The sequence below is a fragment of the Streptomyces sp. NPDC031265 genome (assembly GCF_055570295.1).
Genome location: NZ_JBVIHM010000017.1, coordinates 127,048 through 152,815, shown reverse-complemented (window position 1 = coordinate 152,815; position 25,768 = coordinate 127,048). Strand labels below are relative to the sequence as shown.

Sequence of the window (25,768 nt, the reverse complement as noted above, 5' to 3'; positions counted from 1 at the left end):
CGCCCCACCTGAGACAATGGCTGTGCAGCAGGGGATCCGCGGTCAGACGACAGGGGCTCACATGTCCGAAGCACCGGCAGCCTCACCCGGCGCGCCCATCCGGGTCTTTCTGCTCGACGACCACGAGGTCGTCCGGCGGGGTCTGCACGACCTGCTGGACACCGAACCCGGCATCGAGGTGGTGGGCGAGGCCTCCACAGCCGAACAGGCCATGGCCCGAGGTCCGGCTCTGCGGCCGGACGTGGCGGTCCTGGACGTGCGGCTGCCCGACGGCGACGGCATCACCGTCTGCCGCGAACTGCGCTCGCGCATGCCGGAGCTCGCCTGCCTCATGCTGACGTCGTTCGACGACGAGGACGCCCTCCTCGACGCGATCATGGCCGGAGCCGCCGGATACGTCCTCAAGCAGATCAAGGGATCCGACCTGGTCGCCGCCGTGCGGACGGTCGCGACGGGGCAGTCGATGCTCGATCCGGCGACCACCGCCCGACTCATGCGCTCACTGCGGGACCCGGAGGCCGCCAAGCCACCGGTCGACGAGCGCCTGGCCGTACTCACCGAACGTGAGCGGGCGGTGCTGGAACTCATCGGCGCGGGCCTGACCAACCGGCAGATCGCCAAACAGCTCTATCTGTCCGAGAAGACCGTCAAGAACCACATCTCGCGGCTGCTCGGCAAACTGGGCGTCGAACGACGGGTCCAGGCCGCGGTCATCGCCGCCCAGGTGCACGAGCACGAAGAGGACAAGCGCTGACAGGCGCTGTGGAGCGGACGGGATCAGACGGCGGCCCCGGGCAGCGGAACCGTCCATTCGAGGCAGGTTCCGGTCCCCACCCCGCCCCGCGCCGAGACGGTCAGCCGGCCGCCCAGCTTCTCCGCCCGCTCAGCCAGGTTGCGCAGACCGCTGCGCCGTCCGCCGTCCGGGAACCCGATGCCGTCGTCGGTCACGGCGACCACCAGTACGCCGTCGGCCACCGCGATGGAGACCTCCACGTGCCGGGCACTGGCGTGCCGGGCGACGTTGCTGAGCGCTTCGCCGATCACGGCCAGCACCTCATCGGCCACTGCCGTCGACACGGCGGTCTCGACCAGGCCCTCCATCCGCAGGGCGGGGGCGAAGCCCAGCACGTCGGCGGCCGCGCCGACGGCCTGCACGGCACGGAGTCTGAGTTTCGGCTCCGCACCCGGCACCTGGTGCTCCCGCAGGCCGAAGATGGTCGACCGGATGATCTTGATGGTGGCGTCGAGGTCGTCGATCGCCCGTGCCAGCCGCTCGGACGCCTCGGGATGCTCCACGAAGCGCTGGGCGCTCTGCAAGGTCATTCCGGTGGCGAACAGCCGCTGGATCGCGAGATCGTGCAGGTCCCGGGCGATGCGGTCATGGTCCTCAAGCAGACTCATCTGCTCGGCGTCCCGTCGACGGTCGGCAAGCTCCAGGGCGAGCGCCGCCTGCCCCGCGAAGCCAGGCAAAGCCGAGATCTCCATGGCGGCGAACGGCGCGCGACCGCGGCGGCGGGCCAGCATCAGCACACCGCTCAGCCGCTCCTTGGTCCCCACCGTCACCGCCACCGCGGGCCCGAAGCCCATCCAGCGCTCGGTCTGTACGGTCAGGCGCTCGTCGCTCGCGACGTCGGAGACGGTGATCAGCCCGTCCTGGGCGAGGGCGGCCGCGACAAGGGTCCCCTCGCTGCTCGGCAGCACCATGCCGCGGTGCGCCTCGGCTCCCTCCCCGAGGGCCAGTGAGCCGCGCAGTTCGCCGCCCGGGCCGACCAGGTAGAAGACGCCCATGTCGGCCGCGGTGATCTCACAGGCCCGTTCGAGCATCCCCTCCAGCACCTGGATCTCGGCGGAGCCGGACAGCAGCTCGTTCGTGAAGTCCGAACTGGCCTCCAGCCAGCGTTCCCTGACCCGGACCTCCTCGAACAGCCGGGCGTTCTCGATGGCGATTCCCGCCGCGACGGCCAGGGTCGACAGGACGGCTTCGTCCTCGGCGTCGAACTCCGCGCGTCCCCGCTTCTCGGTCATGTAGAGGTTGCCGAACACCTCGTCGCGCACCCGGATGGGCACACCGAGGAAGGAGTGCATCGGCGGATGATGGGCCGGGAAGCCGTACGAGGCGGGATGGTCGGACAGTTCCGCCAGGCGCAGCGGCTCGGGCCGGCGGATGAGCTCTCCGAGGATGCCGTGTCCGGTGGGCAGATCACCGATCCGGGCACGCAGCTCGTCGCTGATGCCCACGGGAAGGAATTCCGCGAGTCTCCGGTCGTCGCCGATCACGCCGAGCGCCCCGTACTCCGCGTCCACGAGCACCACGGCCGCTTCCACGATCCCGGTCAGGACCTGCGGGAGGTCGAGTTCACGGCCGACCGACATGACGGCCTCCAAGAGGCCGTTGAGACGGTCCCGGGTACCGCGAACCTCGTCCATCCGCACTTGGAGCTCGTCGAGCAGCTCATCCAGCCGCAGTCGGGGCACCGGGTTGCGCGGGGTGCCGTGGCCCTCCCCGGCCATGGCACCTCCAGGGGCACGCGGGAACGGAACTGACATCTGCCTCCACGGTAGCTCGGCACGGCACGGGGTTCACTCCGGCGACGCGCACGGCCGCCGCTACGCCCTGCGGCCCGCCGGCTTTCCCCCGGCCTCACCCGGGTGTCTGACGTGGGCGTCCGGACCGGGAAAGAAGAGCGTGACTCGGCCGGTGTCCGACCAGCGGACGTCGTACGGCGGAGTGCCGTCGTCGTGGCGCAGGCCGACGACTTCGCCGTCACGGCCGGGCTTGCCGACCGAGCGACCGCCCACCACTACCTCGTCTCCCACGTGGGCATGGATGCCGCTCTCGCCAGGGTCGGGGTTCATCGTCTTTTCTCCTTGTGGGATGCGGCTCGCGAGAGCCGGGCCGCAGCGCACCCGGTGACGGCCGCGATCGCCGCAAGGCCGGCACCCGTCCAGCCCAGGGGCCTGGTGTCCAGTACCGACCGGAGGAATGGCACGTAGAGCGCGGCCGCGGCAAGCAGGACCGACGCGAGTACGGACAACGGCAGGAAGGGGTTCCGGCGGGCGGCCGAGGCCTCCGAGACGGCGCTGTAGCGGAGTCTGTTCGCGTCGGCCGTCGAGCAGGGCGGCGATGCGGCCGAGCGCGCTGTCGGCTCCCGTGGCCGTCGCGGTGGCCACGCCTCTTCCCCGCACGACGACGGTCCCGGCGCTCAACCGGGCGCCGGCGTCCTTGTCCACGGACTCCGATTCGCCGGTGAGCATGGACTCATCGACCAACAGGGCCGATGCCTGCGCGAGTTCGGCATCCGCGGCGACGACGTCGCCTTCGCCGAGGAGCAGTACATCACCGGGAACGACCGTCGGGGCGGGAACTTCCCGCGGGGCGGAGTCACGAAGGACCCGGGCATGCGGCGCGGACATGGCCGACAGAGCGGCCACTGCGTTGTCGGCCCGGATCTCCTGCGCCACGCCCACCGTGGTGTTCACCAAGATCACCAGCGCGATGACCACCGCGTCGGCGTGGTCGCCGATGGCGAGGGTCAGCACCACGGCCGCCAGCAGGACCATGATCAACGCATCCCTCAGCTGCGCGGCCACCCTGGCGTACATCGGCACAGCCCTGTCGGCCGCCACCTCGTTGCGGCCGTGTTCCACGAGCCGGCGCGCCGCCTCCGCCTCCGTCAGCCCGCCTCCGGTCACCTCGGCAACCTCTGCGTGGCGAGCGGCGGACGTCGTCACAGCGGCCCTCACACGAGGGGGACCGTGATCACCGGGCAGTGCGCCCGGTGCAGCAGCCCGTGGACGACCGAGCCGAGCCGCATACCGGTGTAGCCACCTCTGCCCCGCCGGCCCACGACCACGGCAAGGGCGTGCTCGGCGGCGCCGGCGAGCTCCTCCACCGGGTGTCCGATCGGTACCTCGTGCTTCAACGTGACGTCCGTGTACTTCTGCGACCATCCGGCCGTCGTCTCGGACAGCATCCGTCGCTGCGCCTGCAGCGCGACCTCCTCGCCGTGGAGCAGGAAGACGGGAGGTTGCCACACGGAAACGGCACGCAGCACGGCTCCTCTGAGCGAGGCCTCTTCGAACGCCAGCGCAAGCGCCGCCTTCGACGATTCACTGCCGTCGATTCCCACCACCAGGTAGGGCGGCTGCTGCGTGGCGTGCTCGGCGTCCCCCACGACGACGACCGGACACCGCGCCTGCGCGGTGACGGGGACGACCAGGGAACCGGCGCTGAAGAACTCCGAGGTCCGGCTCAGATGGCGCGAACCCAGGACGATCATGCGGGCGCGCCCGGACAGCCGGCCCATCACCGAAGCGGGGAAGCCGTCGGCCAGCTCCACGGCCGGTTCGCCGTCCGGGTGACGCTCCCGGCCCCAGGCGGCAGCCGCGTCGAGGGCTTCCGAGGCGGTGTGGTGCAGGGCGATGTCGTGCGGGGTGTCGTCGACGTGCTGCGCGTCGTGCTGGGGTGGTACGGCGGCGACGAGCCGCAGCCCGTCCCCGCGTCGTCGGGCTTGGTCCACCGCCCAGGCCAGAGGCAGACGCCAGTCCCTGGCCGGGTCGATGCCGACGACGATCTCCTGGCGTCCACCCGGGGCCGTCATCACTCGCTCCCGTGGTCGTGGTCGGGGCGCGGAATGAGCTGCACGGGGCAGTGGGCATGGTGGACCAGGGTGTGCGTCGCCCGCCCGAGAGTGGGTCCGAGGTAGCTGGGTGCTCTGCGGCCGCCCATCACCAGCAGGTCCGCGTGGCGCGAGGCCTCGACCAGGACACCGGCCACCGACACGGCCTTCTCGGCGTCCGCCTGCACGGTCAGGTCCGGGAACTCCTCGCGGATCCGGTCGGCCACCGCGTTCAGGTGCCGGACGTGCTCACCTGCCATTTCCTCCACGTCGTCGAGCATGCTCACGGCGTTGCCGACGGACCCAAGGAGGTTCCACACATGGAGCAGCCGCAGCGAGCCCTTGCGGAGACCGGCCTCGCGGGCCGCGAACCGTGCGCAGCCGAGGTCGTGTTCATCGCGGACGGCGGCGAGCACCGCACCCGTCTCGGCCCCGTCGTCGATGCCCCGGACGACGATGACGGGCGTCTTCGCGCCCGCCGCGAGCTTCAGCCCGACCGAGCCGAGCATCAGCGAGCGGAATCCGCCCGCGCCCCGGTTGCCGACCACGATCGTGCCGTGGTTGCCTGCCGACCGGTGGAGGCTCGGGACAGGTGCGCTGCGACTGAACTCCGTGCTGACCTGCAGGCCGGGGAAGCGTTCCGTCACCGCGGTGGCGGTGGCGTCCAGCAGTTCGCGGCCCTCGAGGCGGACGCGCTCGATGCTCTCCACCGAGAGGTAGAGGGCCCGGCCGTCCGTGTCGGCCCCGTACACGATGCGCAGCGGGCGCTCACGGCGCGCGGCCTCGGCCGCTGCCCACAGCGCCGCCTGGCGGGCCGGCCCGGAGCCGTCGACACCGACTGCGACGGGGCCGAGTTCCGAACCGCTCGTGGTGTCTTCCATGGTTCCTCCTCGGAGAGCCCCCATGGTGCGGCTCCCAGACTGACACTGCGGATTCCCCGCCGAGAGGGCCGCTCAGGTCCCGGCAGGGGCCAAACGTCCCTGTTGGTGCAGCGAGGAGCCTGCATACGCGAGGGTAAGTGATGATTTGCGAGGTTAGGCCCGATGGGTCACCGCGCCGGACCGTTCGGCACTTTTCCTCTCGCCGGGGGTTGGCGGATCGTGGGTGCTTGAGCGACCTCCGGCCCACGTCCGTGTGGATCGCTGTGACGGCGGGAGGTGCCCCACGAAGCACATCAAGGTGGGAGACCTGATGACCGACGACATCAGCGGACTGCCCGTCCTCGACGACGAGGACCGGGTGCTGGCCGGTCCCACAAGGGACCACATGGCCCCTCGTCCCCTCTGGCCACCCGGGCCACGCTGGAAGCTGGACCCCAGACCGCTGACCCACGGGCGCACAGGAGGTTCCCGCGATGAGACACCACATGAGCGCCGGTGCCGACGGCTCTCCCGAGAGCATGGCGGCCCACCGGGGAGACCGGTCGGCCTCCGCACCGCTCGCCGCCGGTCACTCGTCCCGGGCCGCGCATACCGTTCCGCGCCCCGCCGCCGCACCTGTCGCCGTCGTCTCCCACGACTGACGACGCCGCACGCAAGGGAGATCCGGCCATGCCGCATCGCACCGTCGCCGAAGTCATGACCAGGGAGGTGGCCACGGCCAGTCCCGAAGCCTCGCTCAAGGCGGTCGCTTGGAGCCTCCACTACAACGGCGTCTCCGCCCTGCCCGTCGTGGACACCCGCCGCCATCCCATCGGGGTCGTCTCCGAAGCCGATCTCCTGCGCAGGCAAGCCGCCCTGCCCGACTCCGAGGGGCGTGACCCCCTGCAGGGGACGACAACCGTGGACCGCCACACCATGGACGCCCGCACGGCCGGCGACTTGATGTCCGCCCCCGCGCTCACGGCCCGTCCTGAGTGGGGCATCGTCGAGACGGCCCGCTATCTGCACGAGCGGGGCGTCAAACGGCTCCCGGTGGTGGACGACACCGGGACACTCGTGGGCATCGTCAGCCGCATGGACCTGCTGCGGCCCATGCTCCGGCGCGACGATGCGATACGCGAGGAAATCGTCGACGACGTGCTGGGCCGGACACTCCGGATGGTCCCGGGCGGCGTGGAGGTCACCGTGCGGGAAGGAGCCGTCTCTCTGAGCGGCCGGGTCGAGGAGCGCTCCACCATCCCCGTCATCGAACAGCTGTGCCAATCGGTCGACGGTGTCGTCAGCGTGGACCAGTCCCTGGACTACGCGGTCGACGACCTGTCGGAGGACCCCGGTCCAGAGCGCGGGCACGGCTCTACGCCGACGTCCCCACGTTGAAAGAGAGCGGCAATGAGGCACCGCAGCGTCACCGGCCCGATGACTCCCACGGCCGTCAGTGCAGCGCGGCACGGTGCTCCGGCGCGGCCTCGTCCCCAACGTCCTGCGGCCGTGCCAGAGCGTCGCCGGGGTGGTGACGTGATCGATCGGCTCGGATACGAGCAGGACGACTTGCCGGCCGGCGCACCGACGGCCACCGAGCGGTAGGAGAAGACCGTGAGGCATCGAGAAGTCAGCGAGCTGATGACCCGAGAGGTCGTCACCGTCCCCGGGAACGCCGTCTTCAAGGACATCGTCCGAACGCTCACCGGACACCGGGTGACGGCGGTCCCGGTCGTCGATCGCGCCGGACGTCCCCTCGGCGTGATCTCGGAACGCGACCTGCTGCCCAAGTCCGCGGACCAGGGCGACTACTTCCGCTCCCTGCCCGAACGCGAGGCATGGGGGCAGGACAAGGCAGAGGGGCAGCGCGCCGAGGATCTCATGTCCGCTCCCGCCGTGTGCGCGAGGCCCGACTGGACCGTGGCGGAAGCAGCCAGGCTGATGGAGTCCCAGGGAGTCAAACGGCTCCTGGTCGTGGACGACGCGGACGTACTGGTCGGCATCGTCAGCCGACGGGATCTGCTGCGCGTCTTCCTCCGTGACGACGACGACATCCGCCACGAGATCACGGCCGAGATCCTCGACCGCACCCTGCGCCAGAGTCCCGCGGCCGTCACCGTCAAGGTGGCCGACGGCCGCGTCGAGCTGCATGGAACGGTGCGGTTCAAGAGCCTCGTCCCGGTCGTCGAACGGCTGTGCCGCACCGTGGACGGCGTGATCTCGGTGAAAGCGCTGCTCGGCTACGCCGTCGACGACACGGCGGAGTGAGGAGCCTCGGGAGCGGGTCGGCTCAGGAGATCGGGCGGATCACGGGACCGACGGGCCCTGGCGGGGCGTTCTCCGGAGCGAGGGGGCGCCGACCGCCTGCATGTCGCCGTACGCCAGTCGCTTGAGCTGTTCGGCCAGATGCTCCAGGGCCCTCGCCGCCGCGAGTTCGGCACCGATCTCAGGGACGTCCGTGTCCTGCGGGGCGCAGCGGGCCGTCCCCTGCGCGGTGATCTTGTTCGTGCCCGTGTCGAGTTCCAGGCGGGCCTTCGTCGTGTGCTCCGCCTCGAAGAGGTGGAGACGCACCTTCCACTCGTCCGTGCGTGACATGGGAGCCTCCAGGATGCGCGGATCAGGGCTTGGTGGCGCGGTGAGCGTGCGTACGGCGGACCCGGCGCCGCAGTTCGTCGGTGCCCCAGACGAGCACCGGGAAGCAGGCGATGAGGGCGACGACGTCGAGGGGCAGGGCGGCGGTGCCGAACAGACCCTGCAGCGGCGGTGCGTAGACGAGGGCTGCCGTGAAGGCGAGCTCGAAAGCGATGCCCGCCAGCAGCAGGGGGTTGGTGAACAGACCGATGTCGCGCAGCGCCGCGTGGTCGGTTCGGGCGGCCACCGCTGTGCCGACCTGGCAGGTCACGATGCCGGCGAACGTGGCCGTGGTGGCGGTGAGGTACGCGTGGTGGAAGTGGTCGCCCGCGCCGGTGGGGTCCCCCGGGTGCCAGCCCGCGCGCCACAGCACGTAGAAGAAGGCGGTCATGACCAGTACCGCGGAGACGGCGCCGAGATAGCCCCAGCTGCGGATGAGCATGTCACGGGAGATCACCCCTTGCGTGCTCGGGCGCGGCGGGCGGCTCATGGTGCCCGGCTCGGCCCGTTCACGGCCGAGGGCAAGGGCGGGGAGGGTCTCGGTACCGAGGTCGATGGCCAGGATCTGGAGGACCGTCAGCGGCAGTGGGACGGCGCCCGCCGACAGGGCGAAGACAAGGAACGGAACGACCTCGGGCGTCAGATGGGCGAAGATGTAGACGATGAACTTGCGGACGTTGTCGTAGACCCGGCGGCCGGACTCGATCGCGGTGACGATGGTGGCGAAGTTGTCGTCGGTCAGCACCATCGTGGACGCCTCGCGGGCGACGTCGGTGCCTGATCTGCCCATGGCCACGCCGATGTGAGCGCGGTGCAGGGCAGGAGCGTCGTTGACCCCGTCCCCGGTCATGGCGACGATCTGGCCGTGGGCGCGCAGGGCGTCGGCCACCTTCAGCTTCGTCTCGGGCGAGGAGCGGGCGAAGACGACTTCGGCGTCCGCCGATGCGAGGAGCTCGTCGAGTTCGTGGTCGCCGATCGCCTCGGACTGCGCCACCACGTGCAGCCGGGGAAGACCGATGCCGACCTCCCGGGCCACGGCCGCGGCCGTCGCTCCGTTGTCGCCGGTGACGATGTGCACGCGAAGTCCTGCCTCGTGGCACCGTCGGACCGCCGCGGCGACCTCGGGACGCGGTGGGTCGTACAGGCCGACCAGCCCGAGCAGCCGCAGCCCCGTCTCCGCGTCCTGTCGGCGGCTGGGCACCTCGGTGTCCGCGGGCACCGCCCGGGCGGCGACCGCCAGGACGCGCATCCCCTCGCGGGAGAGTTCCTGCGCCGCGGCCGCCGCGGACGGTGAACCGCCTTCCAGGGTGGGCAACACCGCCTCCGGCGCACCCTTCGCGATGACCCGCAGACCGTTCGCGCCATCTGCCTGGAGGACGGACATCAGACGCAGCCGCGGATCGAAGCGGAACAGGGCCCGGCGCCCGGCGTCACGCTCCTGGAGGTCGACGGGATCGCCATGGGCGGCCGCGCCTTGCACCAGAGCGGTCTCCGTGGGGTCGCCGTGCAGTTCGCCTTCCTCGTCCCGGGTGACCGTGGTGCACAGTGCGCCCGCTCGCATCAGGTCCCCGTCCCAGGGACCGGGCTCCCTCCCGTGCTCCGGCGTCCACACGGCTGCGAGCCGCATACGGTTCTGGGTGAGGGTTCCGGTCTTGTCGGTGCAGATGACATTGGTGGAACCGAGGGTTTCGACGGCGCTCAGGCGTTTGATCACCGCTCCCTGGCGGGCGAGGACGCGTACGCCGACGGCGAGTGCGAGCGTGATGGTCGGCAGCAGTCCCTCGGGGACGTTGGCGACGAGCAGGCCGATCGCGAACATGAGCGTGTCGGTCACCGGCAGGCCCACGGCGACACCGGCCGCCAGGAACACCCCGCCCATGGCCACCGCAACCGCGGCGATGAGCCAGGCGACCCTCTTGACCTGCTGTTCCAGCGGGCTGGGATCGCGTCGGGTGCGCTGGCTCAGGGCCGCGATGCGGCCCAGTTCCGTATGGTTCCCGGTGGCGAACACGACCGCCCGGGCCTCGCCCCCGGTACAGACGGTGCCGCTGAAGACGAGGTTGGGTTCCTGCAGCAGCGGCGCCCCCGCACGTCCGGGGCCCACGACGCGTTCGGCGGGTGTGGACTCCCCCGTCAGCATCGACAGGTCGACCTCGATGCCTCCCTCGGTCAGCCGTGCGTCGGCGGGAACCTTGGCGCCCTCTTCGAGAACGACCAGATCACCCGGAACCAGTTCGCGCGCCTCCACCTCCGAGGGCCGGCCGTCACGGATGACCAGGGCGTGCTCGGGCAGGTAGTGCGCCAGGGTCTCCACCGCCTGTTCTGCCTGCCGTTCCTGAAGGAGCGCGAACGCCGCATTGACGAGAACGACCGCGACGATGGCCCACCCGAGCACGGGAATGCCCGCGACGTACGCCAGCGCGGCGGCGGCCCAGAGCAGCAGGGCCAATGGGTGGACCAACTGCCGTACGAGTTCGCGTCCCAGGGAGGTACGGCCCTTGCGGCGGACCTCGTTGGGTCCGTAGACCGCGAGGCGCCGGGCTGCTTCCCGTGCCGACAGCCCACGTGGCCCCGTGCCGAGCTCGCGCCGCAGCAGCGGCAGCGGCTCCAGCGGGTCCGGATTCGGGAGCGGATCCTCGTCGGCGGAGCGCGAGGGCGTAGCCGCCTCAGCCATGTCCGGCTCCAACCCTCCGCTGCCGCCGGGGCCACGTCTTCGCGTGCGTGTCGAGCATGCCGTGCCTCCGCTCTTCGGCCTTGCACAGACGCATGCTCAGCGGTGCACCACGCGCCGCCCGGTGATCCGGCCCGGTGTGACCTGCATCCAGTGCGTACGGTCGTCTCCGGCCCAGGGCAGGGAGTGAGCGGCGGCATCGAGTCGCCGCACGGCCGCGGCATCGGTGATGCCTTCCGCCTCTCCCACGGCCATGACGCTCCACCCTTGCCTCATCGCGTCGTCGATGTGGTCGACCTCGAAGGCCACTTCCGTCCCGGCCGCCCTGGCCAGCACCGCCTCCGGGGACGTACGGAACGCGATCCCGGCACCGGCCACCACATAGTTCACGGGGAAGATCGCAGGCCCCTCGGGGGTGATGACCGCGACCCGGCCGACACCGTGCGTGGACAGCAGGTGCCTGCACTCGTCCTCGGTCAGCGCGACCAGTTCCGCGTCCCGCAGCGCCGTGCCCCGCCCGGGCGGATACTCGGTGGTCGCGCCGGTCAGCTCCGCCACGGTCGTCCCCAGCGCGTCGGCGATGCGGACGAGGGAGTCGATCGCGGGTGACGCGACATGTTCTTCCAGGTAGGCGATGTACCCGGCATCGGCCCCGGAGCGCTCGCCCACCTGTTCCCGGGTGAGGCCGAGCTCCTGACGGCGCGTGGCCAGGCGGCGGCCCAGATCGGTACGAGCAGCGGGCACCTCCGCGGAGGCGGATCCCGAAGTGCTGTCCATGACCATCGCGTCCTCTCTGCCTCACGCCGGAGCCGGTGTGGTGACCACGTCGTGCTGGGGACCGCCCAGCACCACCTTGAGCGCGCCCGTGTGCGCGGCGCGGGAGAACACGTCGTACGCCTCCTCCATCTGCCCCAGCTCGAAGCGATGGGTGACCAGCGAGCCCCCGGGCAGGCGGCCCGCCGCCATCATCCGGAGCAGCATCGGCGTGGAGTAGGTGTCGACCAGCCCCGTGGTGATGGTGACGTCCTTGATCCACAGGTCTTCGAGGTGCAGGGTGGCGGGCTTGCCGTGGACGCCGATGTTGGCGACACGGCCGCCGGGGCGGACCATGCGGGTGCACATCTCGAAGGCCTCGGGGACGCCGACGGCTTCGATGACCACGTCGGCGCCGAGCCCGTCGGTGAGGTCGGAGACCAGCTGTTCCGGCTGCTCGGTCGCGCCGGCGGTCGCGTCCGCGCCCAGTGCGCGGGCGGCGGCCAGCCGTGACTCCGCGAGGTCGACAGCGATGATCCGTCCGGGGCTGTACAGGCCGGCGGTGGCGATGGCGGCGAGGCCGATCGGTCCCGCCCCGACCACCACGACCGTGTCGCCCGGCCGCACGTTCCCGTTGAGCACGCCCACCTCGTACGACGTGGGGAAGATGTCCGCGAGCAGCACCGCGTCGCCGCTGTCCACGGCGCTGGGAAGCGGGTGCACGGAGAGGTCGGCGAAGGGCACGCGGACGTACTCGGCCTGCGTGCCGTCGATGGTGTGGCCGAGTACCCATCCGCCGCCTCCGCGGCACTGGCCGTAGTGGCCCTCGCGGCAGAAGCGGCACCGGCCGCACGAGGAGATGCAGGAGATGAGGACCCGGTCCCCGGGCCGGACGGTGCGGACGTCGCCGCCGGTCTCCACCACGGTCCCGACGGCCTCGTGACCCAGTACGCGGCCGGGCGTCACCTCGGGCACATCACCCTTGACGATGTGCAGGTCGGTGCCGCAGATGGTCACCGCGTCGACGCGGACGATCGCGTCGGCGGCGTCCTTGATCCCCGGATCCGGCACGTCCTGCCACGCGGTCCGGCCCGGACCGTGAAAGACGAGTGCCTTCATGGCGTCGACCTTCTTCCTGTCTGTCGTCCAGCGGGGGACAGTGCCAGGCTGTCCCGGCAGCCGCTTCGGGCACATGGGCCGGTCGGGCCCGGCCCGGGGCCTGTCGGGCCACTCCCCGGGCCGCCCCGGGAAATGCGATCGTGAGGACCGGTACCCGCCTCGGAAGGAGGGCTGCCGCCATGTCCGAGACAGCCCCGACCGTCCCGACCACCGCGCCCTCGCGCTCCCGTCCGGCCCTGCTGCGCTTCCTCGGGGGTGTGCGGACGGTGACCGGAAGCAAGTTCCTGGTCGAGAGCGACCACGCCCGGATCCTCGTCGACTGCGGTCTCTTCCAGGGTTTCGCGAACCTGCGGCGGCGCAACTGGGAGAAGCAGGCGTTCGCCGCCTCCGACGTCCACGCGGTGGTCCTCACCCATGCCCACCTGGACCACTGCGGCTATCTGCCCCGGCTGGTGCGGCACGGTTTTCGCGGGCCGATCCTCACCACCTCCCCCACCGCCCGCCTTGCCGAGATCGTCCTCCGTGACAGCGCGAAGCTGCAGATGGAAGCCGCCCGCCACGCCAACGAGCACGGCTGGTCCAAGCACCGGCCCGCCTCGCCCCTCTACGACGAGAACGACGTGGAGCAGACGGTCAAGTACTTCGACCCCGTGCCGATGGGCGAAGAGGTCGAGATCATGGCGGGGACGAAGCTGAAACTGCACCACGGCGGCCACATCCTCGGCTCCGCCTGGGTCCACCTCACGCTGGAGGACGGGCACACGCTGGCCGTCAGCGGCGACCTCGGCCGTCCCGGGCACCCCTTGCTCCTCCCCCCGGAACCGTTCTCGGGTGCCGACGTGCTGTTGACGGAATCCACCTACGGAGACCGGCGCCACGACCGCGAGACCGGGCGGCGGGAGTTCGCCTCGGCGATCACCCGGACCTTCGCGCGGGGCGGAACCGTGGTGATCCCGGCGTTCGCGATCGACCGGACCGAGGTGGTGCTCCACGAGCTCGCCGGACTGCGCCGCGACGGCGTCCTGCCGCGGAACGTTCCCGTGTACGTCGACAGCCCGATGGCCCTCGCCGCGCTGGACGTCTACCGGGACGCGCTTCGCTCCCGCTCGCCCGAGCTGCGGCCCGAGGTCCTGGCCCAGGGCGAGCGGGCGATCAGCCCTGATCCCTTCCTCGCCGCCCGCACGGTGCAGGAATCGATCGACATCAACAATGCCGAGCGACCGGCCGTCATCGTCTCCTCCGCCGGTATGGCGACGGGCGGGCGCGTCCTGCACCACCTGAGCAGGGTCCTGCCCGACCCGCGCAGCACCGTGATCATCGTCGGGTTCGCAGCTGCCGGCACCCGCGCCCGCGACCTCGTGGACGGCGCCCGCACCCTCAAGATGTTCGGCGAGTACGTACCCGTACGAGCCGAGGTCGCCGACGTACCGCACTTCTCCGCGCACGCCGACGCCAACCAGATCATCGACTGGCTGCGCGGCGCGCCCGCGCCCCGCACCACCTACCTGGTGCACGGTGAGGAGAGCGCGACCGAGTCTCTCCGGGACCGCATAGACCGCGAACTGGGCTGGACAGCCGTCGTACCCAAGTCCGGGGAGGCCGTCCTGGTCCGCTGACCTGAGCCGCTTGGGCCCCTCGGTATGTCCCGGCAGGCCCTCCCGGAGCCGCGGTACCGGGCGCGAGTCTGTGAGGGAGGGCTGGAGGCACACCATGAGCACCATGAGGACCCTGCTCGACGAGATGACGCCGGAGGCATGCGAGGCCCTGCTGGCCCACTCCCGCCGGGTCGACTTCCCCGCCGGGACCCGCATCTTCGAGGAACGGCGGCGCGCCGACCGGTTCTGGATCATCGAGTACGGCACGGTCGAGCTCGACATGCACGTCCCCGGGCACAGGGCCGCGGTCGTGGACACCCTGGGCGCCGGGGAGCTGCTCGGCTGGTCCTGGCTGGTCCCGCCCCACGTCTGGCACCTCGGTGCCACCGCCGGCCACGCCGTCGGGGCCCTGGAGTTCGACGCGAAGGCCGTGCGGGAACTCTGCGACGAGGACTCATCGGTCGGCCGTTCGGTATCGATCGCCGTGGCCAACGTCATCGCCCGCCGACTGGCAGCCTCCCGCACCCGGATTCTCGACCTGTTCGCCCCCCACGGCAGCGCAACGCCCGCCTACGTCCGTCGATGAGCGCGCGCCCTCCAACCCGTACAGGCGCGGACGCGACGGGACCCACGGCGACGGAGCCTACGGGGCCAGATCCCGCCTCATCAGCAAAGGGTGCGCCACGAGCAGCCCCAGCACCCCGACACCGACGAGGACGCCCAGCTGCGGCCAGAGCACCTGCCCCCGGGCCATGGCGTCACCCGGCGCGTAGTAGTGGAACGGGCTGATGAAGCGCAGTGGTGCCGCCCTCGACCACGCGAGGGCGATGAAGTTCACCGCGAAGCCCACGGCTCCGATCGCGATGGTCGCCCCGACCACCTGGGCCCGTGTGCGCGCCCACGCCGAAACGGCCACGGCCGGCCCGATGAGGCACAGGGCGAACCCGCACCCCATCACCCCGGCGGCGGCCACCCCTCCGAGCGGCACGTCCCGGTGGATGTCGGGCGAGAGAGCCACCCCGGCCGCCACCGTCAGCGTGGCCGCCGCGTTCAGGGCCAGCACGGCGAGCCCCAGGGCGACCGTGCGCTCGGCCAGGAGGCGCTGCCGGGACACCGGGCGGACGATCAGCAACTCGATCGTCCCCGACTCCACGTCCGCGGCCACGGCTGCGGCCGCGAGGGATCCGATGGCGGTGAGCTGCATGGCGATCCAGAACGGATGTACCAGTCCGGCTCCCAGCAGCCCCGGATAGCTCGCGATCGACACGTCCCCGCTGGACCCGCTGAACGCACGGTACGCCGAGGGCGGCCCCTTCCCGTTGCCGGAGAACAGCCGGCCCGGCGAGATCGTGTTCGCCACCACGACGATCAGCACCTCGAAGACCACCATCCCGATCACCAGGGCGACCAGCATCCGCCGGCGCCGGTGCAGTGCCAGCCACAACAGCGGCCACCGGGCGGTCACTGGGCCTCCCCCGAGGCGCCGTCCCGGTAGAGGTCCAGGAACGCCTCGTCCAGTCCCGCCTCCTCCACGGTGACGTCGGCCACCGCCAGCTCCAGGAGTCCCCGCAACGCGGCCACCACCTCGCTCGGCGGCACCAGCAGCTCCACCCGGTCGGCCTCCCACCGCGGCGACCACTGATCGGCGCGCCCCAACGGCCGCGGGCCCGTACCGTCACCGAAGGTGAGCCGGATCTTCCGGGCCCGTGCCTCCCGGAGCGCCGCCACGCTCTCCACGGTCACCAACCGCCCCTCCCGTACGATCGCGACGCGCCCGCAGGCGCGCTGCGCCTCGGGCAGCACATGGCTGGACAGCAACACGGTCCGACCGTCTGCCGCGGCTTCCTCCATCAGCTCGAAGAACGTCTCCTGGACCAAGGGGTCCAGTCCCTCGGTCGGCTCGTCCAGCACCACGAGCCGCGGATCGTGCTGCAACGCCTGCACCAACCCGATCTTCTGCTTCATGCCGCGGGAGTAGCCGCCCACCGGCCGCCGCAGGACCGCCGGGGTGAGACCCAGCCGCTCGCACAGCTCCCGGCGGCTGCGCGACGGCGCACCTTGCAGGGCGGACAGCAGATCCAGCGTCTGCTCACCCGTGAGCTCCGGGTACAGCCGCAGCTCACCCGGCAGATACCCGATCTCCGCGGCCACCCGACGGTGATCGGCGATGGGGTCGAGCCCCAACACCCGCGCCCGGCCCGCGGTCGGCCGCAGCAGACCCGTCAGGCACCGCAGCGTGGTCGTCTTGCCCGCGCCGTTCGGCCCGAGGAACCCGAACACCTCCCCGGCCCGCACATCGAGCGTCAGCTCCTCCACGCCGACCACGGACCCGTACCGCTTGGTCAGCCGGTTCAACTCGATGGCGTACCCCGTACCCATACGACCAGTCTGTCCCCGCACCGGAGCCCACGCCCCGTGAACCTTCGACGGCCGGTCCGCCGGCCCCGGCCCCGGTCCTGCGCGCATGCGGCTCTCCTACAGATGGGGCGCGACGGCCACGGGGCAGCCGGTGTGATGGATCGCGGCGTGGGTGACCGGCCCCGTGCGAGGGCCGACCGGCCGTTCGGCGAGGCGGTGCCCGACGACGAGGAGGCCCGCTCCGGTCGAGGCCCGGACGAGCGCGGTCGAGGCCTTGTCCTCCACCACCGTCTCAGCACCTCCACGTCGCGGTACTTGTCGCGCCACACCTGGAGCACGGCCGTGAGCAGCCCCAGCCACTCCTCGCCCCGCGGGCGGTCGTTCACCGCGCCGACGTCGCCGGGGCCCAGGCCGACCGGGCGGGGGCGAGCCGGGCGTGCACGGCCCGCAGCCGCGCGTGCCGCAGCCGGGCCGCCTCGAAGGCGAACTCGACGACCAGCAGGGTGTCGACGGCCGTTCCCTCCGACTGCACGTCGCAGAGCCGGACTTCTGGGCCCTCGGCGCGTGCGCGTTCCTCCGCCGGGCGCAGCACATGCCCGGATTCCGCTGAGCGATGTTCGCGATCTCGCGCTCCCTGCGGCGGGGGCGCCCGTCCCGGGCGGGCACCAGGCGCAGCGGCCGGTCCCGCCGCACGGCCTCGCGGGCCGCCCACGCGGCGGCGGCCGGACTCCCGGCGGAACCGTCGACTCCGGTGGCAACGGACGCAAGCATGTCGGCACCTCCAGCGCTGGGTCTGACATCCGCCACCAGCGTCGCTCCGGGACCCGCGCGGGTGCAGGGGCCGGGCAGGTCCTGCCGGGGAGCCATCCGGCCCTCTCGGCCCCGCCCGCCCTGGTCTGCCCGGCGCACTGGCCCCGGTCCGCCCCGTACTTCTATACGCGCGTCAGGGCACCGGCGACACCTGCCGCCCATGCCTCGATCGCGTCGAAGTCCCGGAAGTCGCCGCCCTTTCCGGACCGGACGATCATCCTGGCCACTCGCCCCTTGGCGCCTTCTTCCAAGCACCCGCCGAAGGTGACGTGCTCCCGGACGTCCAACCGGACCATGGCCCGCTTCACGCCGGGCACGGGCGGGATGTCCCGCTCCGAGGCCGAGGCGTCGAGCGGGCCGCTGCTGAAGAACCACACCGGGCGCTTCGCGAGTTCGCCGCGGTGGCGACGGACGAACCGCTGTGCGTCCCTGTGCCAGCGTCCCGCGTACAGTCCCCCGCCGACCACCACGGCGTCGTACGACGTCACGCTCGCCACGGACCGGGCCGACAGCGTCTCGGCCGTCAGCCCGTCCTTGCGCAGGACGCCGGCGACGGCTTCGGCGATCTGTGCCGTCGATCCGTTCTTCGATCCGTAGGCGACCAACACGGTGCAGGTCATGGCGCTACGCCTCCTTCCAGTCTCCGCCCGGCCGGACGGCGGCCACGCCGTGCGGGCCCTGTTCCCCGGTAGGCGGGCATGTGTCGTCCAGGACGAGCCCCGTGCGGCGCTTCGGGCGGAGGGGCCGGGCGGCGGCCGCCTGGCGCGTCGTCAGGTCCGTTTCGGACAGGACACCGATGACGTTGTCGTCCTCGTCCGCCACCGGGAGGCCGTTGATCCGGTGGGCCGCGAGCAGCTGGGCCACCTCCTTGAACGGTGCGTCGCACACGGCACGTACGACGTCCGTGGTCATCACGGAGCCGACCTCGTCGTGCCTCATGGCCGTTCCTTCCTCAGCGCAGTCGGCGCAGATACGGGTCCTGGGGGCGGCGCGGCAGCAGGCGTATCCGCGCGTCGAGCACGGTGACGCCGCCCGGCGCCGCCAGGACCGGGTTGAAGTCGGCCTCGGCGAGCTGCGGCAGGTCCGCCGCCAGCCGGGACAGACGCAGGAGCAGCTGCTCCAGATCCATGAGGTCGACGGGGGTGCTTCCGCCCTCGCCCAGCAGCAGCGGGGCGCACCGCGGCGAGGTGATCAGCTCGTGTACGTCGCGGTCGGTGAGCGGGGCCAGGCGCGCGGCGTGATCGGCCAGCACTTCGGTGACCGTGCCGCCGAGGCCGAACAGGACGAGCGGTCCGAAGACCTCGTCCTGGACGACACCGGCGAACAGCTCGGTGCCGCGGGCGGCGAGCGGTTGCAGGACCACGCCGGTCATGAGCCCCGCGAACCGGGTCTCCAGGTCGCGGAACGCGGCCCGCACTTGGGCGTCGCCGCGCAGGTCGAGGTGGACTGCGTGCTGCTGGGTCTTGTGCAGGAGGCCGGGCCAGTGGGCCTTCATGACCACCCGGCCGTCGAAGCCGCGGAGCCGGCCGGCGGCGCGCACGGCGTCGTCCTCCGTCTCGGCCCAGGCCCATGGGATCTGCGGGATGCCATAGCAGGCCAGCAGGTCGGCGCAGGTGCGCGGGCCGGTCCAGCCGCCGTCGGGGTGCGCGGTGAGGTATTCCTCGACGAACGCGCGTGCCCGGTCGGTCTCGACGCCGTCGAGGTCGGGGACGCTACCGGCGGGCCGGGCGAGCCAGGCCGCCCGGTCGGCCGCGTGGGCCAGCGCGCGGGCCGCCGCCTGGGGTTCGGCGTAGGAGGGGATCGTGCCGCCGTCGGCGGCGGGCAGCAGCCGGACGGACCGGTCCTGCTCCAGGCGTACGGCGAGCACCGGCCGCGGCCGCCGGGCCGGCGCCGTGGTGACAGCCCGCACCAGGTCGTCACCGGTGGCCGCGGCGACCGCCGTGGGCACGAGGGCCACGATGACGGCGTCGACGCCGGGGCATCGGGTGAGGCGGTCGACGCACTCCGTCAGCTGTTCCTCGGACACCGCCGCGGTGGCGTCGATGGGATTGCCGATGGCGGCGCCGTCCGGCAGCACCGCGAGCAGTTCGTCGATCACCGCGGGGGTGAACGGGGGAAGGGCGAGTCCCGCCTCGGCGCAGGCGTCGGCGGTGAGCACTCCCGCGCCGCCCGCGTTGGTGACGATCGCGACGCGGCTGCCTTCCGGCAGCGGCTGGGAGTGCAGCAGAGCAGCGGTTTCGAGGAGTTCGCCGACCGAGCGGGTGGCGGTGATGCCGGCCTGGGTGAACAGCGCGCCGCGGGTCATCGTGCGGGTGGCGGCGGCCGCGGTGTGCGAGGCGGCGGCCTTGCGGCCCGCGTCGGTGCGGCCGGCGTCGACGGTCAGCACCGGGAGACGGCGCGTCACGCGACGGGCCGTACGCGAGAAGGCACGCGGGTTGCCGAAGGACTCCAGGTGCAGCAGCGCGAGACCGGTTCGGGCGTCGCCCTCCCACCACTGGAGCATGTCGTTCCCGCTGACGTCGTACTTGTCGCCCAGAGACACGAAGGACGAGACGCCGATGCCCAGCCGGGACAGCCCGTCGAGCAGCGCGATCCCGACCCCGCCGGACTGCACGGCGACACCGGCCGTCCCCGCGCGGGGGTGATCGGCGGCGAACGTCGCGTCGAGTCGCACCTGCGGGTCGGTGTTGGAGACGCCGAGGCAGTTCGGGCCGACGAGCCGCATCCCGTGCCTGCGGCAGGCGGCCAGCAGCGCCTGCGCCTGGACGTGGTCGAGGCCCGCGGTGACGACGACGAGCGCGCGTACCCCGGTCGTGCCGCACTCCTCGGCGACGGACGGGACCGCGGCGGCCGGCACGGCCACGATCACGAGGTCGGGGGTCTTGGGCAGGGCCGCGACGGACGGGTAGGAGGGCACTCCGAGTACCGACGTGACGTGGGGGTTCACGGCGAAGAGGCGGCGGGTGAAGCCTCCCTTGTGCAGGTGGTGGAGGACGGCCCGGCCCACCGACCCGGGCGTCCGTCCGGCGCCGACGACCGCGACGGCGTCCGGGCGCAGCAGCGGCTGGAGGCTGGCCACGTCGGCGGACCGCCCGCGGGCTTCGACGGCCGACAGGTAGCTGTCGTCCTCGTCGAGGTGGAAGGTGCAGCGCACCTCCGGGCCTTCGAAACTGCGGGAGGTGCGCAGGCCGAGGTCGGCGAAGAGCCGGAGCACCTCGTGGTTCTCGCTCAGCGCGTCGGCCGTGAAGGTGGTGATGCCCTCCGTGCGCGCCGCCGAGACCAGGTGCTCGACGAGCAGGGTGCCCACGCCGCGGTGGTGCAGGCCGTCGGCAACGGCGATGGAGAGCTCCGCGCCGTCCCTCTCCCCGGCGGTGTCGTACTCGGCGAGGCCGATCACCTGGCCGTTCGCCTCGGCCAGCAGGGCCCGGTAGCCGGGGTGGGCCGGGCCGCAGGCCCGGTCGGCGGCTCCGACGGCCGACCTCCGGCTCGCCACGAAGAACCGCAGGCGCAGGTTCTCCGGCGACATCTCCTCGTAGAGCCCTCGCAGCCGATCGTGGTCCCCGGGCACCGCCGGCCGTATGCACACGGTGGTGCCGTCCGCGAGCAGGGCGTGCACCGAGGGTCGGTCGATCAGGCCATCCGTCATCGCAACTCTCCTCCATGCCTCTCGATACGTCGATCGTCCGGCGGGGCGGGACGGAATCCCATGGGCTGTCCGGGTCGGGCCGGGGGCCGGTCGGCCCTGCCCGCCGCCGGTGGTCCCCCTCCGGGAGGCGTCAGTCGTCCGCCACCAGGGCCGTGAGGTCCAGGAGGCGATTGGCGTAGCCCACTCGTTGCCGTACCAGCCGAAGACCTTGGCCAGGCTGTCGTTGGCCTGGGTCGGCGCCGGGTCGAAGACGCAGGACGAGGGGCCCCCGATGACGTCGCGGGAGACGACGCAGGACGAGGGGTCCCCGATGACGTCGCGGGAGACGATCGGGGCCTTGGAGACGCGCAGGATGCCGTTCAGCGGGCCGTCCGCGGCCTCCTCGAACACCGCGTTGATCTCGTCCGCTGTCGCCTCCCGGGCGAGGATGACGGTGAGGTCGGTGAGCGAGCCGTCCTCCACGGGCACCCGGACCGCGATCCCGTCCGGGGTCCCGGCCAGCTCCGGCACCACCAGGCCCACGGCACAGGCGGCACCGGTGCTGGTGCTGGTGCTGGTGGGAATGATGCTCAGGGCGGCCGACCGGGCCCGGCGCAGGTCCTTGTGCGGGCCGTCCCCCGGCGGCACCGGGGCCCGGGCGGCCCTCGCACGGGACCGTTCGGCCCTCGATGGACCGGACTCCCGTGCGGATCATGGATTTATGGCCCACCGAAGGAGGTCCACGTCATGGCACACCACGTGGCCGTCGGAGTCGACGGCTCGCCCGAGAGCCGCGCCGCCGCGCACTGGGCAGCAAGGGAAGCCGAGTTGCGCGGGGTGTCCCTGCGCGTCGTATACGCCGCGGACTGGCAGGAAGGGGCCGCCGCCCCGGCGAAGGGGTCCGTCACGCCGAGCCGCTGGGCGGACGACCTCCTTGCCGAGACCCTGGAGGCACTGCGGCGCGTCCGGCCCGACCTGGAGATCACCAGCGCCTGTCTGCCCGGAAGTCCGTCCACCGTACTGGCCGCCGAGGCCTCGGACGCCGGGCTGCTGGTGCTGGGCAGCCGCGGCCTGGGAAGCGCCATGGGCTTCCTCGTCGGCTCCGTGAGCCTTGCGGCCCTCGCGGCCGTCGAGACACCCGTCGTCCTGGTACGGGAGACCGGCGCACCCGAGGAGGCACCACGCGCCCCGCACGGTGACATCGTCGTCGGCCTGGACATCCAGCAGTCCTGCGACACCCTCCTGTCCTTCGCCTTCGAGGAGGCGGCGCGCCGCGACTGCTCCCTGCGAGTCGTGCACTGCTGGAAGCTTCCGCCTGCCTTCGCCTACGCCCCCATGCTCGACCCGGCCATCGAGGACGAGATCAGCCGGAGCGTCCTGCAGACCTTCGAGGACGTCCTGCTGCCCTGGAAGCGCAAGTTCCCCTCGGTGGCCGTCGAGGGGCACGTGATGCGCGGGTCGGCGGGCCACCGGCTCGTACAGGCCTGTTCCGACGCGGGTCTCGTGGTCGTGGGCCGGCTCGTGCGCCGCTCACCCGTCGGCGCCCGTCTGGGGCCGGTGGCCCATGCCGTCCTGCATCATGCCGCCCCGCCGGTCGCCGTCCTCGCGCACGAGTGATCCGACGAGGCCGGGGAGGCACGCCGACGGACGGAAAGAGCCCGCCCGCTTCTCGCGGATCCCGACTGCGCGGTGCACGGCCGTCAGCCGCTTCGCCACATCCTCGTAGGGACTCTCTCCATCCCCTCCATGGCATCACCGCACCGGCCGCGCCACCAGAGCCGACCGGACCTCATCCGCTCCTGTACAGCCCTGTGCGGGACCCGTGCCGGCGACCACGCTCGCGCGTGCGGGGTACCCCGCGTCCGGCGACTGAGGCATCAGCGCCCCCGGAGGCCGTCCGGGCCCCGTCGAGTGCCCCATCGGGCCCTCGCGCCCGCGCCGGCGAGGTACGAGCCTGGTGGGGAGGACCGGAGGCGAGCATGACCACCACCAAGACCCACAGGTACACCGTCGCCGATGTGATGACCCGGACGGTCGTCACGGTCACGGCGAGCGCGGAGTTCAAAGAGATCGTCGCCGTCATGCACGAGTGGAAAGTGAGTGCTCTTCCCGTGATCGAGGGCGAAGGCAGGGTCGTCGGCGTGGTCTCGGAGGCGGACCTCCTCGTCAAGGAGGAGGTCCACGGACACCGGCTCGGCCTGATCGAGCAATGGCACAGGCAGGACGACACCGCCAAGGCCGGATCGACACGCGCCGCCGAGCTGATGACCTCTCCCGCCGTCACCATCGATGCCGGGGCGACGCTGCCGCAGGCCGCGCGCCTCATGGCCGGCAAGCACGTCAAACGCCTCCCCGTCGTGAGTGCCGGCGGAACACTTGAGGGCGTCGTCAGCCGTGGTGACCTGCTCAAGGTGTTCCTGCGCTCCGACGGCGACCTCGCGGCCCAGATCCGTCGGGAGATCGTCGTTCCCCTCTTCCCCCTCTCGCACCGGGACGTGGGGATCAGCGTCACCGAAGGAGTCGTGACCCTCTCCGGCGGGGTACGCGACAGCCGCCTCGTCCCGGTCGCCGCGCACCTGGCGGAGGGCGTCGAGGGGGTGGTGGGCGTCGAGTGCGAGCTCACCGCGCCGCTTTCGGCCTCGTAAGGACGAGGGCTGGTCGGCCCCTCCCCGGGCGCGGGGTCCGGCCGCACCCTGGCATGGAGGCGAGGGCGGACCGAGGGAGAAGACGATGGGCCAGAAGTCGGGCAGGTCCGGCGGTGCGGCGGCCGGTGCGCCGTCGGCGCTGCCGCGCGCCGTGTACGAGCGGGAGCTCTACCGGCTCCAGACCGAACTGGTGAAACTCCAGGAGTGGATACGGCTCGAAGGAGCCCGGCTGGTGGTCGTGTTCGAGGGGCGCGACGCGGCGGGCAAGGGCGGCACGATCCAACGGGTCGCCGAGCATCTCAACCCCCGCGTCGCCCGGACCGTGGCCCTGCCCCGGCCCACCGAGCGCGAGCGCACGCAGTGGTACTTCCAGCGCTACTGCGCGCACCTTCCCGCCGCCGGCGAGATCACCCTGTTCGACCGCAGCTGGTACAACCGGGCCGGGGTCGAGCACGTGATGGGCTTCTGCACGGACGAGGAGCACGAGCGGTTCCTGCGCCAGTGCCCGGTCTTCGAGCGGATGCTCGTGGAGGACGGCATCCTGCTGCTCAAGTACTGGTTCTCGGTGAGCGACGCCGTGCAGGAGCAGCGCTTCCGCCGCAGGCTGGAGGACCCCACGCGCCGCTGGAAGCTCTCCCCCATGGACCTGGAGTCCATCACCCGCTGGGAGGCGTACTCCCGGGCGAAGGACGAGATGTTCCAGCACACCGACATCCGCGAGGCCCCCTGGCACGTCATCGAGAGCGACGACAAGCGCAGGGCGCGGATCAACATGATCGCCCATCTCCTGTCCGCGGTGCCCTACCGCGAGGTCCCGCGCGCACCGCTGTCCCTGCCCGAACGCCCACCCGCCCCCTCGTACCAGCGCCCGCCGCGCGACCTCCAGTCGTACGTACCGGATCACGCGGCGACCCTGCTGCGCCGGGACTGAAGCCGCTCCACCCGCACGCCACGCCGCGTCTCAGACGTGCGGCACCACGGCGACCGGGGTCCGGGCGTGGTGCAGCACGGCGTGGGTCACCGGGCCTATGTGCACGAGACCCCCGTGGCCGCGCATCCGCCGGCCCACGACCAGCAACGCGGCATCCGCGGCGGCCTCCACCAAGCGGGCGGCCGGGCGGTCCGCCACGCACCGCGGCTCGACGCGGACCTGGGGGTACGTGGCCCGCCAGGGCCGCACGGCCTCCTCCAGGGCGTCCTGCTCCCGGAGCCCGAGCTCGACGACGTGCTGGGGGTCGACCGCGGCGGGGTCGTAGCCGAAGACCGGCGGGGGCGCCCACGTGTGGACGACCCGCAGCGCGGCTCCCCGGACCCCGGCGGCGTTCACCGCGTACTCGACGAGCGGGTCGCACGGGCCGGTGAGATCGAGGCCGAGCACGACATCGCCCTCCTGCGCCCCGCTCCTCGCGGCCGGATCCGGCACCTTGTCCCCCTCCCCTTCCGGGCGCACCAGGACGACCGGCCGCCGGGCGTGAGCGAGCACGGACATGGAGACGGACCCGGTCAGGAAGCCGGTGACCGCGCTGAGCGCGCGCGATCCGAGCACCAGCACCTCGGCCTCATCGGCGGCGGCTGCCAGCACCTCCACCGGGTGACCGGGAACGCGCTCCAGGCTGAGATCCAGCTCTGGGTGCAGGGCGCGCACCTCGTCCTCGGTCTCGCGCAGCAGGTGTTCGGCCCAGCGCTCGTCGGCGCCGGTCGCGCGGGGTGCCACGGCGGCCCCCGGAGAGCCGTACGCGGCGGCGTGCGTCCACGGCTGCCAGGCGTACAGCACACTGAGCGGGAGACCGCGCAGCCCGGCCTCCCGGGCCGCCCAGAGGGCCGCTGCCCGGGACTCGGCGGAGCCGTCGATTCCGGCGATTACGGTACGTGGCATGACGCCCCTCCGGAGGGGTTCGGCCGCTCGGTCGCGGTGCCTCGGGGTCGTCCCGGGGTGCCTCCAGACTGGTCTTCCCCCGCCCTGCCGGGTAGGGCCGACCGGCCCAGCGACGCGGAAGTCCGGCCCGTCCACGGCAGGCCGCGCTGAGCGGTCCCGGGTCCCGGCCGGTCCCGCCCGAAGGGACCATCGGCCCACGGAAGTGG

Annotated in this window: 25 protein-coding genes; 9 read left to right on the top strand and 16 right to left on the bottom strand. The window is 72.3% G+C overall.

Annotated elements, in window-relative coordinates:
• Window positions 1-61: 61 nt before the first annotated feature.
• Window positions 62-754 (top strand): response regulator, encoded by a 693-nt coding sequence (locus tag ACZ499_RS25105; protein ID WP_468678110.1) that lies wholly within the window; start codon window positions 62-64, stop codon window positions 752-754.
• Window positions 755-777: 23 nt separating this feature from the next.
• Here ACZ499_RS25105 and ACZ499_RS25100 read toward each other — a convergent pair whose 3' ends face one another.
• From ACZ499_RS25100 to ACZ499_RS25085, 4 genes are all read right to left on the bottom strand, one after another.
• Window positions 778-2,511: a sensor histidine kinase gene (locus ACZ499_RS25100; protein WP_468678109.1), complete on the bottom strand. Its 1,734-nt coding sequence runs from the start codon at window positions 2,509-2,511 to the stop codon at window positions 778-780.
• 96 nt (window positions 2,512-2,607) lie between these two features.
• Window positions 2,608-3,693 (bottom strand): DUF1918 domain-containing protein, encoded by a 1,086-nt coding sequence (locus tag ACZ499_RS25095; protein ID WP_468678107.1) that lies wholly within the window; start codon window positions 3,691-3,693, stop codon window positions 2,608-2,610.
• A gap of 47 nt (window positions 3,694-3,740) precedes the next feature.
• Complete coding sequence (locus ACZ499_RS25090; RefSeq protein WP_468678106.1) at window positions 3,741-4,601, bottom strand: universal stress protein; 861 nt, start codon at window positions 4,599-4,601, stop codon at window positions 3,741-3,743.
• Window positions 4,601-5,500, bottom strand: coding sequence for a universal stress protein (locus ACZ499_RS25085; RefSeq protein WP_468678104.1), 900 nt, complete (start codon window positions 5,498-5,500; stop codon window positions 4,601-4,603). Before ACZ499_RS25085 ends, ACZ499_RS25090 begins: the two co-directional genes overlap by 1 nt.
• A 473-nt stretch (window positions 5,501-5,973) precedes the next feature.
• On the opposite strand from ACZ499_RS25085, the gene ACZ499_RS25080 reads away from it, so the two are divergent.
• From ACZ499_RS25080 to ACZ499_RS25070, 3 genes are all read left to right on the top strand, one after another.
• The gene (locus tag ACZ499_RS25080; protein ID WP_468678103.1) at window positions 5,974-6,141 is read left to right on the top strand and encodes a hypothetical protein; all 168 of its coding nucleotides are present in this window, start codon (window positions 5,974-5,976) and stop codon (window positions 6,139-6,141) included.
• Window positions 6,142-6,169: 28 nt separating this feature from the next.
• Complete coding sequence (locus ACZ499_RS25075) at window positions 6,170-6,877, top strand: CBS domain-containing protein (protein WP_468678101.1); 708 nt, start codon at window positions 6,170-6,172, stop codon at window positions 6,875-6,877.
• 216 nt (window positions 6,878-7,093) lie between these two features.
• Window positions 7,094-7,747, top strand: coding sequence for a CBS domain-containing protein (locus ACZ499_RS25070; RefSeq protein ID WP_468678099.1), 654 nt, complete (start codon window positions 7,094-7,096; stop codon window positions 7,745-7,747).
• A 39-nt stretch (window positions 7,748-7,786) separates the two neighbouring features.
• Here ACZ499_RS25070 and ACZ499_RS25065 read toward each other — a convergent pair whose 3' ends face one another.
• The 4 genes from ACZ499_RS25065 to ACZ499_RS25050 all read right to left on the bottom strand — a co-directional run bounded on the left by ACZ499_RS25065 (window position 7,787) and on the right by ACZ499_RS25050 (window position 12,653).
• Complete coding sequence (locus tag ACZ499_RS25065) at window positions 7,787-8,074, bottom strand: dsRBD fold-containing protein (RefSeq protein ID WP_468678098.1); 288 nt, start codon at window positions 8,072-8,074, stop codon at window positions 7,787-7,789.
• 22 nt (window positions 8,075-8,096) lie between these two features.
• Window positions 8,097-10,784 (bottom strand): cation-translocating P-type ATPase, encoded by a 2,688-nt coding sequence (locus tag ACZ499_RS25060; RefSeq protein WP_468678097.1) that lies wholly within the window; start codon window positions 10,782-10,784, stop codon window positions 8,097-8,099.
• Window positions 10,785-10,880: 96 nt separating this feature from the next.
• Window positions 10,881-11,558, bottom strand: a complete 678-nt coding sequence (locus ACZ499_RS25055; protein ID WP_468678094.1) for a helix-turn-helix domain-containing protein — start codon at window positions 11,556-11,558, stop codon at window positions 10,881-10,883.
• Between the two features lie 21 nt (window positions 11,559-11,579).
• Window positions 11,580-12,653: an alcohol dehydrogenase catalytic domain-containing protein gene (locus ACZ499_RS25050; RefSeq protein ID WP_468678093.1), complete on the bottom strand. Its 1,074-nt coding sequence runs from the start codon at window positions 12,651-12,653 to the stop codon at window positions 11,580-11,582.
• Between the two features lie 179 nt (window positions 12,654-12,832).
• On the opposite strand from ACZ499_RS25050, the gene ACZ499_RS25045 reads away from it, so the two are divergent.
• Complete coding sequence (locus tag ACZ499_RS25045; protein WP_468678091.1) at window positions 12,833-14,269, top strand: MBL fold metallo-hydrolase RNA specificity domain-containing protein; 1,437 nt, start codon at window positions 12,833-12,835, stop codon at window positions 14,267-14,269.
• A 94-nt stretch (window positions 14,270-14,363) separates the two neighbouring features.
• Window positions 14,364-14,834 carry a Crp/Fnr family transcriptional regulator gene (locus ACZ499_RS25040; RefSeq protein WP_468678090.1) on the top strand — a complete coding sequence of 157 codons (471 nt, stop codon included), beginning with the start codon at window positions 14,364-14,366 and terminating at the stop codon, window positions 14,832-14,834.
• A gap of 57 nt (window positions 14,835-14,891) precedes the next feature.
• Here ACZ499_RS25040 and ACZ499_RS25035 read toward each other — a convergent pair whose 3' ends face one another.
• The 7 genes from ACZ499_RS25035 to ACZ499_RS25005 form a co-directional block, all read right to left on the bottom strand.
• Entirely contained in the window at window positions 14,892-15,713 is an 822-nt protein-coding gene (locus ACZ499_RS25035; protein ID WP_468678088.1) for an ABC transporter permease subunit, read from the bottom strand.
• Entirely contained in the window at window positions 15,710-16,627 is a 918-nt protein-coding gene (locus ACZ499_RS25030; RefSeq protein ID WP_468678086.1) for an ABC transporter ATP-binding protein, read from the bottom strand. The genes ACZ499_RS25035 and ACZ499_RS25030 overlap by 4 nt, the downstream gene beginning before the upstream one ends.
• 96 nt (window positions 16,628-16,723) lie before the next feature.
• Window positions 16,724-16,894, bottom strand: coding sequence for a hypothetical protein (locus tag ACZ499_RS25025; protein WP_468678084.1), 171 nt, complete (start codon window positions 16,892-16,894; stop codon window positions 16,724-16,726).
• 94 nt (window positions 16,895-16,988) lie between these two features.
• Window positions 16,989-17,198, bottom strand: a complete 210-nt coding sequence (locus tag ACZ499_RS25020; protein WP_468678082.1) for a hypothetical protein — start codon at window positions 17,196-17,198, stop codon at window positions 16,989-16,991.
• Between the two features lie 340 nt (window positions 17,199-17,538).
• Window positions 17,539-18,036: a flavodoxin domain-containing protein gene (locus ACZ499_RS25015; RefSeq protein ID WP_468678080.1), complete on the bottom strand. Its 498-nt coding sequence runs from the start codon at window positions 18,034-18,036 to the stop codon at window positions 17,539-17,541.
• 4 nt (window positions 18,037-18,040) lie between these two features.
• On the bottom strand, window positions 18,041-18,355 hold the full coding sequence (locus ACZ499_RS25010) for a CBS domain-containing protein (RefSeq protein ID WP_468678079.1): 315 nt from the start codon (window positions 18,353-18,355) through the stop codon (window positions 18,041-18,043).
• Window positions 18,356-18,368: 13 nt separating this feature from the next.
• Window positions 18,369-21,689 (bottom strand): GNAT family N-acetyltransferase, encoded by a 3,321-nt coding sequence (locus tag ACZ499_RS25005; RefSeq protein ID WP_468678078.1) that lies wholly within the window; start codon window positions 21,687-21,689, stop codon window positions 18,369-18,371.
• A gap of 99 nt (window positions 21,690-21,788) precedes the next feature.
• Here ACZ499_RS25005 and ACZ499_RS25000 point away from each other — a divergent pair, with 99 nt between their 5' ends.
• From ACZ499_RS25000 to ppk2, 3 genes are all read left to right on the top strand, one after another.
• The gene (locus ACZ499_RS25000; protein WP_468678076.1) at window positions 21,789-22,658 is read left to right on the top strand and encodes a universal stress protein; all 870 of its coding nucleotides are present in this window, start codon (window positions 21,789-21,791) and stop codon (window positions 22,656-22,658) included.
• Between the two features lie 362 nt (window positions 22,659-23,020).
• Entirely contained in the window at window positions 23,021-23,686 is a 666-nt protein-coding gene (locus ACZ499_RS24995; RefSeq protein WP_468678074.1) for a CBS domain-containing protein, read from the top strand.
• Window positions 23,687-23,771: 85 nt separating this feature from the next.
• Window positions 23,772-24,617 carry a polyphosphate kinase 2 gene (gene ppk2, locus ACZ499_RS24990; RefSeq protein WP_468402135.1) on the top strand — a complete coding sequence of 282 codons (846 nt, stop codon included), beginning with the start codon at window positions 23,772-23,774 and terminating at the stop codon, window positions 24,615-24,617.
• A 30-nt stretch (window positions 24,618-24,647) separates the two neighbouring features.
• Here ppk2 and ACZ499_RS24985 read toward each other — a convergent pair whose 3' ends face one another.
• Window positions 24,648-25,562, bottom strand: a complete 915-nt coding sequence (locus ACZ499_RS24985) for a universal stress protein (protein ID WP_468678072.1) — start codon at window positions 25,560-25,562, stop codon at window positions 24,648-24,650.
• Between the last annotated feature and the right edge of the window lie 206 nt (window positions 25,563-25,768).

Coding starts and splice junctions, on each gene's coding strand:
- ACZ499_RS25105 (WP_468678110.1), top strand. CDS start 62: ATGTCCGAAGCACCGGCAGCCTCACCCGGCGCGCCCATCCGGGTCTTT.
- ACZ499_RS25100 (WP_468678109.1), bottom strand. CDS start 2,511: ATGGCCGGGGAGGGCCACGGCACCCCGCGCAACCCGGTGCCCCGACTG.
- ACZ499_RS25090 (WP_468678106.1), bottom strand. CDS start 4,601: ATGACGGCCCCGGGTGGACGCCAGGAGATCGTCGTCGGCATCGACCCG.
- ACZ499_RS25085 (WP_468678104.1), bottom strand. CDS start 5,500: ATGGAAGACACCACGAGCGGTTCGGAACTCGGCCCCGTCGCAGTCGGT.
- ACZ499_RS25080 (WP_468678103.1), top strand. CDS start 5,974: ATGAGACACCACATGAGCGCCGGTGCCGACGGCTCTCCCGAGAGCATG.
- ACZ499_RS25075 (WP_468678101.1), top strand. CDS start 6,170: ATGCCGCATCGCACCGTCGCCGAAGTCATGACCAGGGAGGTGGCCACG.
- ACZ499_RS25065 (WP_468678098.1), bottom strand. CDS start 8,074: ATGTCACGCACGGACGAGTGGAAGGTGCGTCTCCACCTCTTCGAGGCG.
- ACZ499_RS25060 (WP_468678097.1), bottom strand. CDS start 10,784: ATGGCTGAGGCGGCTACGCCCTCGCGCTCCGCCGACGAGGATCCGCTC.
- ACZ499_RS25055 (WP_468678094.1), bottom strand. CDS start 11,558: ATGGACAGCACTTCGGGATCCGCCTCCGCGGAGGTGCCCGCTGCTCGT.
- ACZ499_RS25050 (WP_468678093.1), bottom strand. CDS start 12,653: ATGAAGGCACTCGTCTTTCACGGTCCGGGCCGGACCGCGTGGCAGGAC.
- ACZ499_RS25045 (WP_468678091.1), top strand. CDS start 12,833: ATGTCCGAGACAGCCCCGACCGTCCCGACCACCGCGCCCTCGCGCTCC.
- ACZ499_RS25040 (WP_468678090.1), top strand. CDS start 14,364: ATGAGCACCATGAGGACCCTGCTCGACGAGATGACGCCGGAGGCATGC.
- ACZ499_RS25030 (WP_468678086.1), bottom strand. CDS start 16,627: ATGGGTACGGGGTACGCCATCGAGTTGAACCGGCTGACCAAGCGGTAC.
- ACZ499_RS25015 (WP_468678080.1), bottom strand. CDS start 18,036: ATGACCTGCACCGTGTTGGTCGCCTACGGATCGAAGAACGGATCGACG.
- ACZ499_RS25010 (WP_468678079.1), bottom strand. CDS start 18,355: ATGAGGCACGACGAGGTCGGCTCCGTGATGACCACGGACGTCGTACGT.
- ACZ499_RS25000 (WP_468678076.1), top strand. CDS start 21,789: ATGGCACACCACGTGGCCGTCGGAGTCGACGGCTCGCCCGAGAGCCGC.
- ACZ499_RS24995 (WP_468678074.1), top strand. CDS start 23,021: ATGACCACCACCAAGACCCACAGGTACACCGTCGCCGATGTGATGACC.
- ppk2 (WP_468402135.1), top strand. CDS start 23,772: ATGGGCCAGAAGTCGGGCAGGTCCGGCGGTGCGGCGGCCGGTGCGCCG.
- ACZ499_RS24985 (WP_468678072.1), bottom strand. CDS start 25,562: ATGCCACGTACCGTAATCGCCGGAATCGACGGCTCCGCCGAGTCCCGG.